Below are 17,110 nucleotides of genomic sequence, written 5' to 3' on the forward strand. Positions count from 1 at the left end.
GGAGCACATGAAGGCATGGAAACGAATCGCCGCAGTCGCAGTGGGATTGATGGTCATGGCGGGTGGCGCCGCCGCGGCGGGAAAGAAGTTTGTGGTTGGCTACACCAATCTCGCCGACACCGACGTATTCACGATGACCCGAAAGACCGCGTTCGGTAACGCGGTCAAGGCTGACCCGGACCTGAGCGTCATCTATACCGATGCGAACGGTGACGTCAGTCGGCAACTCGACCAGATCGACAATTTCATTGCGCAGAAGGTCAGCGCGATCGTCATCGTCCCGGTCGACTATCAAGGCATCGTTCCGGGCGTCGAACGGGCGAACAAGGCGGGCATTCCCGTCATTGCGCTTGGCATTCAGTCAGCCGGCGGCAAATATACCTTCGTCGGCTCGAAGAATTTCGATGCTGGGCGCCTGCAGGGTGAATTCATGGACGCCAAACTGCCGAAGAATGCACAGATCCTGTACCTGCAAGGCACGCCCGGACTCTACCACTCGAAGGAGCGTCTCGCCGGGTTCACGCAAACGCTGGCAAAGCGCCCGGATGTGAAAATCCTCTCGAACCTGCCCGCGGATTACGACCGCGCCCAAGGCATGAAAGTAACCGAGGACTGGGTTGAGCGTTACCAGAAATTCGACGCGGTCATCGCTGCGAATGACCAGATGGCGCTTGGCGCACTCGAAGCGTTGAAGACCGCCGGACGATTGAAAGGCGTCATGATCTCGGGTGTCGATGGCACGGCCGACGCGCTCCACGCCATCCACGCAGGAGACATGTCGCAGACGATTTTCCAGAATGCAAAGGGACAGGCGGTCGCCGCGTATCAGGTGATCGAAACGATCAAGGGTGGCAAGACGCCGCCGCCGGAAGTGATCGTGCCGTTCGAGTCCGTCACCCAGGACAACGTCGCCTCGTACCTGAAGTAGGCGACGTTCATTCGTTGCCGCTTCGTTTTGCGTCGCGGCAACGTTGTGCAGGCGAATATAATTCGTAGTACGAATATAAAAGAAAGTAAACCGTCACCACGATCGATAAATGGAGGAGAGAATGAAACGTCTTTTGACTGTCTCGTTGACGATGGGTCTGGCCGCGGCGGCGAATGCGCAAAGCAGCGTCACCCTGTACGGTATTGTCGACAACGGGCTGCAATATGAAACAGGTTTTGCGCACGGCAACCGCGTATCCGCTGAATCGGGAAACTGGGGCGAATCGCGGTTCGGCCTGAAGGGCAAGGAGGACATCGGCGCGGGTACGTCGGTGAACTTCACGCTGGAGTCTCGGCTCAATACGCAGAACGGCTCGGTTGCCAACGGGTCGCTCTTTGAAGGACAAGCAACGGTCGGTATGAGCAATGATGCGTACGGCTCGTTCCGGCTCGGTAACTTCGGTGCGAGCGCGCTGCTCCAGTATGCGGGCGTGCTCGATCCGCAGCAGACGCAAAAATACTCGTTCGGCACGCTGGTGCGCGGGCGCATGTTTCCGCAAACTGCCAACGGCATCGAGTACAAGACGCCAAGCTTTGGCGGCTTCACAGTTCAGGCGCAGTACAACCTGACCAATTCGACCACGTGGAATGCGGGGAATCCCGGGACCGCGCCGGGACAACTGGGTACCTCCACGGGGCTCGGCAGTTCGCAGGGTCGTTCCGACGGCGTGAAGCTGGAATACAACGCACACCAACTCGACTTGCAGGCCATTTACGACGAAATTCGAGATGGCAACGGTAAGTTCAGCAATGTCTATCTTGCATCACGCTCCATCTTTGCTGCCGGCTCGTACATATGGGGTCCTGTTACCGTGTACGCGGGCTATCAGCACCTCAGCGCGCCGGATGCGTCCGATGCGGGATACTTCGGCACGAGCACGCCAACGGCGCTGCCTGCGGGCGTTGGGCTGCCCACTGCCGTCGATAGTGGGTGGGTGGGCGCACAATGGGCCGTTACGCCGGCGACCTACGTGACGGGCGCGATCTATCACGCCAATGCCAACAAGGGCAACGGCAACGCGACGATGTACACGCTCTCAGGGCAGTACCTGCTTTCAAAGCGCACGCGTCTGTATAGCGAAGTCGGTTATTTGCACAACAGTTCGACTTCGAACCTCGGATTGAACGGTGGTCTGTATGGCGCGAACGTGAACAACGATCCCGTCAACGGAAATCCGTCGAGTACCAATCCCAACTACGGGCACGGACAGTTCGGAGTCTTTGCCGGTATTGCGACGCAGTTCTGATTTTTACGTTGCGTGAAGCGCTGCCGCGGAACGAATAAGTTCCGCGGCGAAGAGCTGGTTCGTAGCGCCGGATTGACCCGTCGGCAATCACGATAGACCCCATGAGCAGCGTCAACGTAGGAGTTGTGGCTATCGGCGATATCAGCGAGGTTTATTTCGATAATGTGGAAAAGCATCCAATCGTGAACGTACTCCGCTGTACAGGAAGTGACCCTACACGGTCCATTGAGAAGGCACGCCGCAACAGGATTACGCGCTCTCATGCGAACGTCAACGAGCTGCTCGCCGACGCCGATATCGACATTGTGCTGAACCTGATCGTACCGCAGGCGCATGATCCGTTGACCTCGGCTGCACTGCGCGCTGGAAAGCGCGTCTACACCAAAAAGCCGCTGGGAATCACCCCAAGGCAGCGATATTGTAGAGGAGGCGAATCAATGCAAGCGGACGCTACGTGGGATGCGCGCTTGACGCCTTTCCGGGGGGGCGCAGCTATACAAAAACATCGTCAGCGAAAGACGGACAGGTCTAGGCGCGACCCGATTTGCGGTCAACCGCGGTCCGGAGCCGCTTCATCTGCATCCCGCTCTCATATGTCAGCGTGCGGGGGGATTGTTGCGAAAATGCTATGCCGCCGCGACGACGAGTACGGCATACCGGGCCGTGGAGAGTGCACCGCGAGCCGGGGCGCGTTTCACGGAAGTGCGCCGGCTCTGCTGCCGAAGGTGTTTCCGGACGCCGCGGTTGGACAGTGTGGCGTGTTGTGGAAACGCACGCTTCCGTGATGGTGTCTATGGCGCATCCCCTATGAAAGTCATCGCAACTCCGCCGAGAACGAGAGAACAGTTCCTGAGACGCATAGCGCAAGAATACGACGGGATAAGTGGTCGTCTAAAATTGATCGCCCAGTCCGTCGACCAAAATCGCGAAGAACTCGGCCATATGGGCATACGGATGTTTGCCCAGCACTGCGGTGTCCATCCCTCCGCGGTCGTGCGCTTTGCACACTATTTTGGCTTTTCCGGCTATTCAGATATGCGGGCGCTGTTCCGAGGCACGCACGTTCAGGATGTTTCAGTAGGATCTCAATCCGGGTCTAGTGACAATGAGCCAGACGCTCTGAGCGGGGAGCATTGGCAGTTCGCGGACGCACATCTTGTTCGCAGTATTATGGGTTTGCAGAATCTACGGCGAACGCTGAATCGGCCCGAATTCGCGCGGGCGGTCAATATGCTTGAGCGCGCCGAAATTGTCTGGATTGCCGGCGCAAATCGCGCCTTCCCGGTCGCGGTACATTTGGAACACGCACTTCGGCAAGCCGGCAAGCGCGTTGGGCATCTGGGGGCTTTCGAGAGCCTCACTGTTGATCAAGCGCGAGCTGTCCGGGCTGGCGATCTAGTCGTAGTGATATCAGTAAGCCCATGCGCGCAGGAAATCGCAGAAATCGTGCGATACAGTCTAAAGCAGGACGCAGCGATTATTGCTATTACGGACAGTCGGTTGAGCCCAGTGGGGCGTGCGGCTACCGTATCGCTAATCGTGAGAGATTCCGTAAATTCTGGCTTCGACTTCATAACTGCGGCCACCTCTCTCGTGCAGTGCTTTTGTGCCGTACTCATCTCGAGCTATGTCGAACATCGTCCTGACGTGCTCGCTTTTTGAGGTGACGTGGTTGCCTAATTAAAGCAGGCCGCGACAGGCATCGAGGTGCTTCAGATCAATCGCGCAGTACCATGACTGGCGGAGACAGGAGAGACATTCGAAAAGAATCCTCGTTGCCAATTGAGCAGGAAGCTTCGCAACTATGCTTCGCGTCGCCCTGCTACCGGATGTGGTCGAAGCTCCCGAGGTGTGCATCCAAATCGAGCGCGGAAAGCTCTACTAAAGTGCGCTGGATCATTGAAGCCCCATGAGAATGCAATCTCACTGATACTGCGCCCGGCCAGGCTCGGATCGCAGATATCTCGGTAGGCTGCATCCAGACGCTGCGTCCAAATCCAATCGCCCAGCGAGCACGACTCACGGCCCCACGTACGATGCAGGGTGCTGGCCGACATTTTCAATTCTGCAGCAATTGACGAGATTGTGAGGGTCGGGTCTCGAAGTCTATTGCGTACAAGGGATTTTACGCGCTCCAGATGGAATAGTCGGAGTTGCGACATCGGTGCCTGTTTGGCTGCAGGAAGTGTAGACAGACCGGCGATCAGAATTTGCCTAACGCTGTCTGCAATTGCGCTCGCGGACTCAGGGGCTAGTGTGTCGATGTCACTCGCCAGAGTATGGATCAAGTTAAGCATTAAATGTCCCGCGCCACGTTGACCATCAATAGTGCTGGCGGTCAGATTGCTTGCGCTGGGAAATTCTGTTCGCAGCAGCCGTCCGGGCAACATGAGTACGTATTGCTGGAAGTCGGCCTCAAAAAACAGGGTATACGGGCGGGTGCTGTCGTAAAGCGCGAAATCTCCCGGAGTGAGAACAGCTTCCCGGCCATCCTGCACTAAACCGCCTCGTCCGTGGGTTTGAATGCTCACGAGAAAATAGTCTTCGCTCGACTGAGAAATCTTTGCGGGCGTGCGATGCACGCGCTGTGCACTTGCCGACACTTTTGTCAGACAAAGAGTGGCCACTTGTGTGCTGGCGACGCTTCCTTCGATGGGCTTCCCTTCCACAACTTCGCATTCGAGTTGTACGAAGGCATCGCAGACGACATCAGACCAATACGCTAAGCGGAGGCGGGGATCGACTTGGGCGGTGGAATGTACACGGAACATGTTCTCATTTAGCGCAAATTGCTCAGATAAAGCAAGTCGGGCGAACGCTGCCGGCGTTGACGGTTTCAGTCAAGAGAGGTGCGACGCCCAGTCAAGCCGCAAGAATATTGCCTTCCTACCATGAAGGCTCCTGACTTGCGAGACACATCATGAGTTTAGCGCATCCAAAATTTCGCGCCGCAGCTATCCAAGCGGCGCCAGTATTTCTTGACCTAAACGCGTCCATCGACAAGGCCGTCGCGTTGATTGCCGAAGCTGCCTCCAAAGGGGCAGATCTCGTGGCGTTCGGAGAGGCCTGGTTGCCTGGCTACCCGTGGTTTATCTGGTTGGATTCTCCGGCGTGGGGCATGCAGTTCATTCAGCGTTACCACGACAATTCGCTGATCTACGATTCTCCCGAGGCGGAGCGTATCGCGCAAGCTGCGAAAAAGCATTCCATCATGGTGGTGATGGGGCACAGCGAGAAGCAAGGTGGGAGTCTGTATCTTGGGCAGTGGATCATTGGCGCTGACGGTCGAACGATTGCACGTCGACGAAAACTCAAGCCAACACACGTTGAGCGTACCGTATATGGCGAGGGTGATGGTACGGACTTGACGGTTTGGGCCACGCCATTGGGTCGTGTTGGCGCACTGTGTTGCTGGGAGCACCTCCAGCCACTGTCCAAATACGCGATGTATGCCCAAGACGAGCAAGTGCATATTGCGGGGTGGCCGAGCTTCTCGCTCTATCGCGGTGCGGCTAATGCTTTGGGCCCGGAGGTGAACGTCTCTGCCTCTCGAATCTATGCGGTCGAAGGGCAGTGTTTCGTCATTGCCCCGTGTTCGGTCGTCAGTAGCGAAATGATTGACACGCTGTGCGGCGATGATCCGACCAAACGTCAATTGCTTCAACAGGGTGGTGGGTTTACTTCCATTTTCGGCCCAGACGGAACCCTGCTGCATGATCCATTGCCTGAGCGCGAGGAGGGAATCGTCTACGCGGAGATTGACCTTGGGTTAATTTCGTTGGCTAAAGCAGCAGCAGACCCTGCCGGACATTACTCACGTCCTGACGTGACGCGCCTAGTGCTGAATCGGACTCCAGGTAGCCGTGTCATCTTTACACAGGAATCACAGTTTGACGCGACTGCGTCCTCATCACCGGAATCGATCGACCAGAGCAAGGCAAACGATTCGTCCGAGGACATTAAAGTTCAAGTTTAACAATAGCGAAGACAAGAACTATAAGTAACCGCGAGATTGATATGGAGAATCGCATGCTGCTGAAGCGGAAGTGTTTGCAAGCTATGCTCGCCGTCATGGCATTGGGCGCGGCGCAATCGGTATTTGCACAAAATTCTGTCGCAAATGATGGTGGCATCGGGGATGTCCACTTTAGAGTGGAGTGTAATAGTGCTGCGCAAAATGACTTCAATGTAGCAATGGCTTACTACTATTCCTATGATTGGAGCAAAATAAATTCGGCTGTTAATCGCATTCTTCAGGATGACCCTAAATGCGGAATGGCGTACTGGGTGCGCGCAATGGCGGCACTAAACAACCCATTCGGTTGGCCTGCGAGTCTGCCAGCCAGTGCCATGAAAGATGGACCTTCTGCGCTAAACGAGGCCCGAAAGACGGGGCTTAAATCCCAGCGTGAGCGCGATTATGTCGATGCTCTCTCAGTATTCTTCAATAATGGAGACAAAGTCGACCGGCATGTGCGCGCACTGGCCCTTGAGTCGGCCTTTGAAAAACTGGCAAGCAAATATCCAGAGGACTCCGAGGCATCCGTTCTTTACGCGATGATACTGTCCGCAAATTCCGATCCTGCGGATAAGCAATACGTTCGGGAGCTAAAGGCAGCTTCGATTCTCGAGTCCGTTCGAGCTAAGCAGCCATATCATCCAGGAGTGCTTCATTATCTGATCCATAGCTACGACTATCCGTCACTCGCAGAGCGTGGATTGACCGCCGCGAGGCTCTACGCAAAGATCGCGCCTGATGCGCCGCATGCTTTGCATATGCCGTCGCATATCTTTACGCGGTTGGGCCTCTGGGATGAGTCGATTGCGTCGAATCGTGCCGCATATGCGGCCGCAAGAAGTGGGACTTTACAGGCATTCCACTTTTCCGACTTTATGGCGTACGCATATCTTCAATTGGGAAAGGTTGATGCTGCGCGTGAAGTACTTGCACAAATGCGTGCAAGACCAATTGTCGACGATCTAGGTGCGGCTTACCCTTATGCTGCCGTCCCTGCCCGTATCGCAATCGCGACTGATTCGTGGAAGGACGCAGCGAACCTCCCGCTTGATCCGGCTGCCGATGCGTATCCTTGGAAGAAATATCCAGAAGCGGAGGCAGAGAACGCCTTTGCACGTGGTATTGGTGCAGCGATGAGTGGTGATCCAACTAAGGCTCGCGTAGAAGTGGCACGAATGATTTCGCTTCGTGACTCAGCCACCGCAATGAATTTGCCTTACTGGGCAGAGCAGATCGATATTCAAGCCGAAGTCGTACGTGGCCTTGCTATCTTCGCAGATGGAAAGCATAACGAAGGAATAATGGTGCTAGAAGATGCGGCGGATCGCCAAGGCGCAACCGACAAAAGCGCGGTAACTGCAGGAGAGATCGTTTCCGCTCGGGAAATGCTAGCTACCTTGCTGATGAATTCTGGAAAACCGGCCGATGCACTAGCGGAGTTTGAGACGGTTCTGGAGCATGAGCCGAATCTTCGTCGTGCGGTTCTTGGGGCGGCTCGGAGTGCTGAGTTAGCCGGTAATACTACGAAGGCAGAAAAGTATTCCGATATGCTGGCGAGCTTAAGATAACCTGAAGATCGGAGACCGTAAAAAAAGAATTACATTTTAATAATTAGATATCCGAATTATCGACCACGTACACATAGATTTAAATGCGGCGGTCGATTATTTATATAAAACGACTTGGAGAACTGGTATGTCAGCGTCAAAAATCTTTGCGGCTAACGTCACTTTAGTTGCGGCCATTGTGGCATGGTCGGGTATTGCAGAGGCGCAGAGCAGCGTGACGCTATCGGGAGTTATTGATACTGGCATAATGTATTCTAACAATAATGGCGGTCACGCGAGTTGGTCAACAATCAACGGTCTTCTTACTCCTACTCGGTGGATTCTGTCGGGCACAGAAGATTTGGGCGGGGGGACGAGGGCAGTTTTTCGTTTGATTAATCCATTCAGCGTACAGAATGGCCGTAACACAGGGCGCGCGTTTAACGTTGCCTATGTCGGATTGAGCAATACCCGCTATGGTACCCTGACGTTAGGTCGTCAGTATGATACAACTCTCGATTTGCTCTATATATATGCAGTTAGCAACACATGGGCACATGTTGGAGATTCTGATAATACGAACGGATCGTTTAAAGTCAGTAACGCAGTCAAGTATTTGAGTCCGAATTGGGCCGGATTGCAATTGGGAGCTACATATGGATTCAGCAATGAAGCAGGCCAATTCAAAAATAACCGGCAAATGTCCACTGGCGCGACATATGCCTATGGGCCGTTTTCGGCTTCGTTGGGAGTTGAACAGCTCGATCATCCCGATTCCCAACCGGCGGGCGCGGTCGGAACAGCAGGAGGTGGGACGGCTGATGACTATGGCACTCTCATGTTTGCACAGAGCGTCGTTAATCATGCGAGCGTCGCGCGGCAGAGGATTTGGCTGGCCGGTACATCGTATCGCATTGGCCATGTAACTATTGATGGTTTGTATTCAAAAGTGCAATATAAATATCTCGACGGATCGGGGCTTACCCTCGATAACTACTTAGCCTATCTCCAGTGGCAAATTGCCCCTTATTTGAGCACGCAGTTAGCATACATTCATACGAATGGTACTTATTCCGGAGTTCCATCGAACATTCGCAATCCTGGCTGGGACCAAATTAATATTGGCGGCCAATATCTACTCTCGAAGAGAACGTTTATTTATGCCATTGCGGTCGGGCAAAAAGGTCGAAACGCCAATGCTCAGATCTTAAATCTCTCACCTTCAAGTACCCGCAGACAGCTTGCGGTTGTGCTGGGAGTCCAGCACCAGTTCTAATTTTTTATCTTTGTTTGGACACTTCTAGACAAGGAGAACGACGATGACAAGCTGACAAGTCGTCTACCAGTACGCATAAGGCGTGAATCTGTCCGGAAAATTGTCGATAACACTCTGGGAGCGAGACAGCGGCTTTCATAGGTTTGAGTTAATGCTGCTGCTTTGAATGTAAAGTATAGCGACAGAATGCTCATGGGTGGTCGTTGGTTTGATGCAACCAATTTCGAACCATTTTGGATGACGGTGGTTCGGTGTGCGCCGACTTCAATATTGGAACGATAGTTAGCCATTTGCAATTTATTAGGAGCATGGTTAGATGAAACATAGTCTTCGAATTGTGAGTTACGTTATCTTTTCTTTGATTTCGTCTGGCGTATACGCACAGTCACAATCGACCGCTCCAGCCGCAGGCGCGCATAGTTCGACGCTTGTTGCGCCAACATCGCGTGCCTCACGGAAAGCTGAAAAAGCAGCAAACCGGCAGTTTTCAAGAAAAGTGCTTCAGGCGCTCAATAGAGAAAAAGGATTGACCGGTTCAGACATCTCCGTCTTCGGCAATGCTGCAACCGGGGAAGTGACCCTTGCTGGTTTCATTCGTGAACGACACCAAGATGACTTGGCAAAAATGGTTGCAGAAAAGGTGCCGGGAGTGACGTCTGTAACCAGCAAACTTGTGATGCGGGAGAATGTTCATTGAACAGTGCAGCGTGACTAGATCGGAACGGCTAATTCGTTGCGTCGTTCCTGCTACATCTGGAAACATATTCTCCTTTATGTAGTTGGTATTCCATAAGGTAAACACGGTGCGTCGTGGGCAGTGCGACGACCGCCGTTCACGCACGCGCAGCGTGATGGCTGTGCTCGATAAAATTGCTTGTACACGCGATTTACGTCGCAGGACTATGCTCGTCGATCCGCAGTTGTTCACACTTAACACTATGGAGATGCAATGAAGATCGTCAAGCCAGTCGCGGTCGCCGCGCTGATCTGCGCCGCCGGCGTCTCGCTTGCTGCCCGCGCGCAGCAGAGCGAACTGGAGGGCTTCTGGACCACGCCGGTGATTCAGGGCTATGGCCGGATCCACTTCCTGCCCAATGCGGGGTTCAAGCCACAGGCGGACCATACGTACCAGATCGTCTTCGCGTTGACGAAGGGAGGGATGAAGCCGGCCGAGGTGAATCCCGCGTTGGATCGCGTCGCGCGCACCGTGAACTTGTACGTTGCAGCCGGCGTCCCGCTTTCGCGCTTGAAGTTCGTCGCGATCGTTTACGGCCCCGCGACGCCGCTTGCGCTTGACGATGCGCACTACCGCACGGCATACGGCGTGCCGAACCCCAACCTACCGCTGATCGCCGAACTGAAGAAGGCTGGGGTGACGGTCGCCGTGTGTGCGCAGGCGGTGGCCGAGCAGCACTTCGGCTACGACGCGATCACGCCAGATGTGACGCTCGCGCTGTCCGGCTTGACGACGGTGACGACGCTCGAATCCCAAGGCTACGTGCTGATGCCGCTTTGAACGTCCAATTGGGAGTGTTCATTGGGCATTCATTCGACAACACGGCAGTCGCATGCGGCGTAGGCGCGGTTCGCATTGACCGCGTTGCGTCGATACGGGGGATGCCGAAAGCCGGAACGACAACCATGGGAGGTTGCGTCGTGTCCAGGGGCGTCGCTGATTGCTTTTGACTCGACGTAGTAGTGCGGTCAGTGACATGTCACTCAAGACCTTGCTTGGGGATGAGGGGGCCGGCGTTTCATGGTGCTTCTGATCTTCGACCAGTGACGAACGAGGCCCATAGTGGCTCTTCCATTTCAGGCGCAGAGTGCACCATGAAAATTGGAGATCATGCGTGTCGCACAAATTTTCCGCAGTAAGTAAGTAGGAGTAACACTTCAGGCCATGACGAATTCAGTCAAGAGCGGCGCGACACACAGTCAAGCCGCAAGAAATTCGGCTGTTTACGATGCGATCTCACTCCTTGCAACTGAGGTGCGAAATAAGCGGAATGCATCGAGCATCCCGAGTCACAAACAAGGACGTCGTGCTGATCGCCGCTGTGGTTCCAATAGCGCGAAGCTTGTGGCCTTCGGTAGGGCGCGGCTTCCTGGCTATCTGATATTCGGCTGAGACTTCACAGTGTTGATGTATCTGTTACTACACGAGGTTAATTATGTAATTCCGTATCCATATTACATCTGACGAAAGGAATTGAAGATTTGGTGCTATCGCTGCGTCGTTTTGAACTACGGAGCATTTATGGAATTACCGTAAAGTCGTTAAGATCGCGGCCAACTTGGCCCTAGCTGGAATCGTCGGTGAGTCGTTTACGCCATACAAGTATGGAATCGCGCAGATGGAATAGGTCCGCACGAACGGTTCCTGTTCGCACGCATCCTAAAGGATTCGTAACCGGGGTTGGGATTGGCTCGAAGTATGTCCTACCGAAGCGAGACTCGCTTTACGCGGTCGCAATAGGGCAGTAGGGGCGCAATGCGAATGCTGAAATCGTTGACTTCGGGCAGTCGAGCATATGCAGGCACCTTGCGGGGGGGATATGGGTGCTCAGCATCGATACTGTGCAGGTTTCTTGTTGGGCCGTCCCTCGGGATGTCTGCGAGCGTTGCGAAAGGATCGCGTGACGTACGTAACCGTCTTCGACCGACTTCCAGAGAAAATAGGTTGTTTTGAGAGCGGAGAATTGACTTGAATATAGTGCTGCGGCATACAGCGATAGCGGGGATTTGCCCTTTTGTAGTATTCCTTGCATCGTGCGCATCGGGATCTCATTCCGAGCCAACTTCAACCAACGCCGATGTCGATGCGCGAGTATCTGCACTCGTTTCACAGATGACGCTTGATGAAAAGGTTCAGCTTGTTCACGGCAACGGCGTACCGGCCCAACGCATCGGCGGTCCCTTTCCGTTAGGCGTTAATGGGGAGAGCTATATTCCCGGAATCCCGAGATTGGGCATTCCACCGATTGAGAGTGCTGATGGCCCCGCTGGAGTGACGGTTAAACAGACAAACGCGACCGCACTTCCGGCACCGGTGGCGCTCGCTGCGAGTTGGGATCCAAAGGTCGCTGCCCTTTATGGCGGCCGTATCGCGATCGAACTCCGGACGCTTGGCTTCGCAGAATCTCTCTCTGGTGGCATTAATCTTACGCGCGAACCACGCAATGGCAGAACATTCGAATATATGGGCGAGGATCCTTTGCTATCCGGGAGAATGGTCGCCTCGCTAACGAAGGGTATCCAGTCGCACAAAGTCATCGGCACGATCAAGCACTATGCGTTGAACGACCAAGAAACGAATCGCATAAAAAGCAACTCAGTTGTCGATGAGCGCACGATGCGCGAGACGGAGCTGCTTGCCTTCGAGATCGCAGTGAAGGAGGGTACGCCGGGCAACGTGATGTGCTCGTACAATCTCGTGAATGGTACATACGCGTGCGAAAATCCGTACCTGCTCACCACGGTCTTGAAAAAGGAGTGGGGCTTCGTGGGTGTCGTTCAGTCCGATTGGGGTGCGACGCATAGCACGGTTAATGCTGCCAATGCCGGGCTCGATGAGGAGGAGCCCGGCGAGGTGGGCGGCGAAGCAGAGAAGGAGATTCCCGCTTTTATTCCGCATTTCGGTTCGAAGCTAAAGGAGGCGGTTGCTGCGGGCACCGTGCCGATGTCGCGCCTGAATGACATGGTTCAACGAAAACTGCACGTGCTGATCAGTACCGGAATTATGGATGATCCACCCAAACGGGGGGGCGTCATCGATCGATCCGCCGGCAACAACGACGCGTTGTCAATCGCACAACAATCGTTCGTTCTTCTGAAGAACGTCGCACCGTCGAGCGGTCAGCAGGCAGTCCTTCCCCTCGTTTCGAATAAGATTTCGTCGGTTGTAGTTATTGGTGGACACGCGGACGCGGGTGTACTTTCCGGTGGTGGCTCGGCCACGGTTCCTGCGGAAAATGGTAACGCGGTTGCAAATTGCCAGTACTACGTGAACACTGCCATGGGTGGGTGCGCAACCTGGTACAAGTCGTCGCCGCTCGCCGCGATCAAGGCGAAGGCGCCTAATGCAGCGATCACGTACTATAGCGGAACGGATGCGAGCGCCGCCGCCACCGCAGCCGCAAACGCTGATGTTGCGATCGTCTTCGCTACGCAATGGGAGGCCGAGGCTCGCGATCTTGGGAGCCTTTCGTTACCGGATACGAGGTCGACTCCTATCAGTGCGGAATACGATCAAAACGCGCTAATCTCGGCCGTCGCGGCGAAAGCTAAACGTGTGATCGTTGTATTGGAGAATGGCAGCCCGGTGCTAATGCCGTGGCTCGACAACGTTCAAGGTGTGCTCGAGGCTTGGTATCCGGGCGTGCAGGGAGGTCAAGCTATTGCTGACGTGCTGTTCGGCGACGTCAACCCGTCTGGAAAATTGCCGATGACGTTCCCGCAGCGCGATGCCGACCTTCCACAGCGTTCGGTTAGCCACACGGACCTGAACGTCAACTATGACGAAGGTCTATTGATGGGGTATCGCTGGTACGACGCCAAAGGAATCAAGCCGTTGTTCCCGTTCGGCTTCGGGCTCTCATATACTACTTTCGCATACTCTGCCATTACAGTCCGATCAGATGGCTCGAGCAATGTCAGCGTGCATTTCACGGTGAAGAACACTGGCACGCTTGCGGGAGCGGAAGTAGCGCAGGTCTATGCGATGTTGCCCACTGGCATCGGGGAGCCGCCGCAGCGCCTGGTTGGATGGGCAAAGGTCGCCCTCGCACCGGGGCAAGCCCGCCAAATCAGCGTGTCTATTCCTGCCGAGCGACTTGCAACGTGGAATACCGGCAAACATGCGTGGCAAATCAATCCAGGCGAGTACGTGCTCAGGGTGGGGGGCTCGTCTCGTGACTCGTCGGCATTGATGCAAGACATTGTGCTGGATTCTGGACGGCTCTAGTCACATACCGATGCTGAACGTCGGGTGTCATCCGCTCCTCGAGGTATGACACCCCACGATCGCGGTGGAAATTGCATTCTGAGGCCTATGTGGTGCCCAAACCGGCGTACAGCGGGGATCTGATCGGCGACGACACGTGTGGGTGAGAGTGGCGCCGGCGAGTGGACTGTTGGCACGAGTGAAATGACCTCAGCGAAACTGGAGGGCGCGCATCACGCCGTTCAATTTCCCGTGAATGGTTTGGTGGCCCGCTGTATCTGCCCGGTGCAGAGATCTTGGCCGGGGTCCGATGGGCGCGTTGGGCAGTTGACGTCACTACTGTCAGGCTGACCGTCGGCAGATGTGTGTTAGCGATGCTGCCATCGATCGTCCGCTGGTCGGCAGGGGCTCACATTCCAATTGCACAAACGTACTGCAGACAGTCTCCGACCAATGCGTTAGGTGGAGAAGTGGGTCGATTTGAGCGGTGGAGTTTGTGCAAAACATAAGCTCGTCAGACATTAGCGCTGCAACTGCGGCGGTTCCTACAGGGAAGACAAGCGTAGTCAGAAATAGTGCGGTGTACAGTCAAGCCGGAGCGAGACCTTCTCCCTGCTATGGGAACTCACTACTCACTACTTGCTATGAGGATAGGAATGAGCGTAACGCATCCAAAATTCCGCGTCGCGGCTATTCAGGCGGAACCCGTGTTCTTGGACCTTGACGCGTCAATCGACACGGCGGTCTCGCTGATCGCCCCGTGCTCAACCAGCTCATACTGCGGTTTGGCAACGTGCGGTGTGAGCTGGTGGCGAGGCAAGTGGGTCAAGCATCCGGATTGCGGCCTCCGGCAGACTCGGCGTCGAGGCGCGCGGCGACTCCCGCTGCAGCAAGGGCTCACTGTAAGACATCTCATCGAACCAATGCGTGAACCCGCGACCCCGGCCCGACTATGGGTTGCTTGACGGGACGGTTCAGCGCGGCCACATGAATGGTGTGATCGAAGCACGAAGATGGCTGGTTCGGTCGCACCTGGCGGATGCTTGATCTCTCACACCGGCGCGTCCACTGCCTCAGGCGAAAAATCCATCGGATCAGTTTCGCCGGTACCTACGCTGTCAACCAACTGAAGTTCACGCGGTCGGAGGCGTTGAGCGCACTGTTGTGGGGAGCGGCAGCGATGGCCTTGTCCATTCCGATGTTCGGATTGATTGCGGACAGGGTTGGAGCTCGTCGGCTGTACTACTTCGGCGGCACGCTGCTGGCAGTAATGGCAGTGCCGTTGTTCAAGGCCATAGGTAGTGGCTCGTACTCCGTCTACGTCGCGGCCACCATTCTTGCGTTAGCGCTGAATTACGCGATCGTCTTCGCACCGCAATCGAATCTGTACGCTGCACAGTTTCCCGCAGAGCTGCGCTATTCTGGTATGTCGATGGGTGTCCAGTTCGCGTCGGCACTAGGCGGGGGACTTGCGCCGTTTGTCGCCGCAACCCTCGTGGCGAAGTCTGCGAGTATCGTGCAGTCGGGGTGTATGTGGCCGTGCTGGGCGCGCTCGCCGCGACTTCGGCCTACCTGATGCGGCCAAGCTTCAACGAGCGCTGACAGAGCGCCGCTGTGTCTGCCGGTACCCCGTGGGAAGTTCAAAACCCCCGTGGCTCGGCCCGCCCACCAACTCCTTCCAAGTCCCAAGAGTGATGTGCCCGCTTCGAGCGCCAGTCGCCTAGACTGAGCCGCGGTCCTGACCACCGAACCGATAGTGCAGTCAGCGTCTGCAAATTCGGCTTTCCATCACGGCTTGCGGATTGAACCATCGCGCGTTTGCCGTCATCCAGTTGCTAGTCCGCAAAGGGTAGTCAGCAGGTGTCTGATTGGAAAGGGAATTTATACAAGGCGGCAAGGCAGACCTGCGCCAGGCCCAGGTGCGTCTGATCGGGAAAATGCACGAACGTCTATGACACCCCTTTCGGCAGGCTGTAGCACATCCTCACCGCTTATCGTACAAGCACCGCCATTCTTTCGAAAGCTCACCGGATCGCTCTAACGTGGAGCCTCTCTGGGGCAGGCAGTGTTGTACCTTCGCCTCCGCGTAGTAGCATCGCTATCTGGCGCAAGCCGTCTCGCTCAACTTTGCAGAGGTCGCTTACAATCCTACTGGACGCCGTTCCCGGGTTGGCGGCGGTTTCGCCAAGAGACCTCGGAGTTGGCCGCAATCATGCTAAGCGGGTAGGTCTCCCATCGATGGCGGCGGTCAAAGCCAGCGATTGGGTGATTGGCCGAGCAACGGCCAATCTCGGATGTCGAAAATTGAGCGAGCCCGATTGCGCCTGCAAGAGCTGCTGTGGTGCTGACGGACGGTAGAGAACGTGCGGCCATCTTCCGCGGAGTCCGGCATGGAGCATGGCGTTCGCGTTGTGCGTGTACATGACATACTCGATAGCTCGCGCATATTCGGTCAACGTAGTGGCGAAACTCTGAATGCTTTGAGGAGGCGGGGCGGATTTGACTATCAGATCAACGGCAATCCATCAACAGGATGCGTCATTCACCATTGGCCCCCGACTTAGGGCGGCGCGACTGGCGCAAGGTCTCACGCTTCAACAGGTCGCGGATGCTGCCAACGTAACAAAGGGGTACTTGTCGCGTCTCGAAAGAGACGACATCTCACCAACTGTCGGAACTCTCGTAAATCTGTGTAAGACCCTCGGTGTGGACCCGGGGGCCCTGTTGACCATCGAGCAGGTGGAGGTCGTCTCGTTTGGAAGCGTCATTGTGGGTTCAAACGAGGCGCAAGGGATTAGGCATAGTTTGTTGAGCCCGGCTAGCAACAAGCTACTGTCGCTCACCCATACCACAATGGAACCCGGTGCAAGCGCTGGCGAAGAACTGTACCCAATGTTCTGCGAGTCGCAAACGGCGTATGTTCTGAAAGGCAAAATCCGAATCCAGTTTTCGAACAAGGTTGTTGATTTAAATGCTGGAGATGCAATAACCTTTCCTGGACGTGAACCTCACACCTACCACAATTTGGAAAAATCCAAATCTGCTGAATTGATTTGGGTCATGGTGCCGTCGGTTGGACGGTAAAAATTTTTG

Annotated in this window: 13 protein-coding genes and 1 pseudogene; 13 read left to right on the forward strand and 1 reads right to left on the reverse strand. The window is 55.3% G+C overall.

What is annotated here, in order from left to right; genetic code table 11:
* The first annotated feature begins 7 nt into the window (after positions 1-7).
* The 4 genes from U5A65_RS36275 (at position 8) to U5A65_RS36285 (ending at position 3,896) form a co-directional block, all read left to right on the forward strand.
* Positions 8-928, forward strand: a complete 921-nt coding sequence (locus tag U5A65_RS36275; protein WP_321915968.1) for a sugar ABC transporter substrate-binding protein — start codon at positions 8-10, stop codon at positions 926-928.
* Positions 929-1,049: 121 nt separating this feature from the next.
* Positions 1,050-2,234, forward strand: coding sequence for a porin (locus U5A65_RS36280; protein WP_321949249.1), 1,185 nt, complete (start codon positions 1,050-1,052; stop codon positions 2,232-2,234).
* 101 nt (positions 2,235-2,335) lie between these two features.
* Positions 2,336-3,019: a Gfo/Idh/MocA family oxidoreductase gene (locus U5A65_RS41025; protein ID WP_415766248.1), complete on the forward strand. Its 684-nt coding sequence runs from the start codon at positions 2,336-2,338 to the stop codon at positions 3,017-3,019.
* Positions 3,020-3,041: 22 nt separating this feature from the next.
* Positions 3,042-3,896, forward strand: coding sequence for a MurR/RpiR family transcriptional regulator (locus U5A65_RS36285; protein WP_321949250.1), 855 nt, complete (start codon positions 3,042-3,044; stop codon positions 3,894-3,896).
* A gap of 140 nt (positions 3,897-4,036) precedes the next feature.
* On the opposite strand, the gene U5A65_RS36290 is transcribed toward U5A65_RS36285, so the two are convergent.
* Positions 4,037-5,005, reverse strand: coding sequence for a helix-turn-helix domain-containing protein (locus tag U5A65_RS36290; protein ID WP_321938065.1), 969 nt, complete (start codon positions 5,003-5,005; stop codon positions 4,037-4,039).
* A 149-nt stretch (positions 5,006-5,154) separates the two neighbouring features.
* Here U5A65_RS36290 and U5A65_RS36295 point away from each other — a divergent pair, with 149 nt between their 5' ends.
* The 9 genes and pseudogenes from U5A65_RS36295 (at position 5,155) to U5A65_RS36330 (ending at position 17,101) form a co-directional block, all read left to right on the forward strand.
* Complete coding sequence (locus tag U5A65_RS36295; protein ID WP_321949251.1) at positions 5,155-6,210, forward strand: carbon-nitrogen hydrolase family protein; 1,056 nt, start codon at positions 5,155-5,157, stop codon at positions 6,208-6,210.
* 53 nt (positions 6,211-6,263) lie between these two features.
* Positions 6,264-7,820, forward strand: coding sequence for a tetratricopeptide repeat protein (locus U5A65_RS36300; RefSeq protein WP_321938068.1), 1,557 nt, complete (start codon positions 6,264-6,266; stop codon positions 7,818-7,820).
* Positions 7,821-7,947: 127 nt separating this feature from the next.
* Entirely contained in the window at positions 7,948-9,075 is a 1,128-nt protein-coding gene (locus U5A65_RS36305) for a porin (RefSeq protein ID WP_321938070.1), read from the forward strand.
* A 316-nt stretch (positions 9,076-9,391) separates the two neighbouring features.
* Positions 9,392-9,772, forward strand: coding sequence for a BON domain-containing protein (locus tag U5A65_RS36310; RefSeq protein WP_321949252.1), 381 nt, complete (start codon positions 9,392-9,394; stop codon positions 9,770-9,772).
* A 252-nt stretch (positions 9,773-10,024) separates the two neighbouring features.
* The gene (locus U5A65_RS36315; RefSeq protein ID WP_321949253.1) at positions 10,025-10,591 is read left to right on the forward strand and encodes a DsrE family protein; all 567 of its coding nucleotides are present in this window, start codon (positions 10,025-10,027) and stop codon (positions 10,589-10,591) included.
* Positions 10,592-11,923: 1,332 nt separating this feature from the next.
* On the forward strand, positions 11,924-14,038 hold the full coding sequence (locus tag U5A65_RS36320; protein WP_321938076.1) for a glycoside hydrolase family 3 C-terminal domain-containing protein: 2,115 nt from the start codon (positions 11,924-11,926) through the stop codon (positions 14,036-14,038).
* A 1,159-nt stretch (positions 14,039-15,197) separates the two neighbouring features.
* Positions 15,198-15,593 carry a hypothetical protein gene (locus U5A65_RS36325; RefSeq protein WP_321949254.1) on the forward strand — a complete coding sequence of 132 codons (396 nt, stop codon included), beginning with the start codon at positions 15,198-15,200 and terminating at the stop codon, positions 15,591-15,593.
* A gap of 923 nt (positions 15,594-16,516) precedes the next feature.
* Positions 16,517-16,741: pseudogene (locus U5A65_RS41030) on the forward strand (helix-turn-helix domain-containing protein); the annotation flags it as partial.
* Entirely contained in the window at positions 16,742-17,101 is a 360-nt protein-coding gene (locus U5A65_RS36330) for a cupin domain-containing protein (protein WP_321915985.1), read from the forward strand.
* Positions 17,102-17,110 lie beyond the last annotated feature (9 nt).

The organism is Paraburkholderia sp. J10-1 (assembly GCF_905220165.1).
GTDB lineage: Bacteria > Pseudomonadota > Gammaproteobacteria > Burkholderiales > Burkholderiaceae > Paraburkholderia.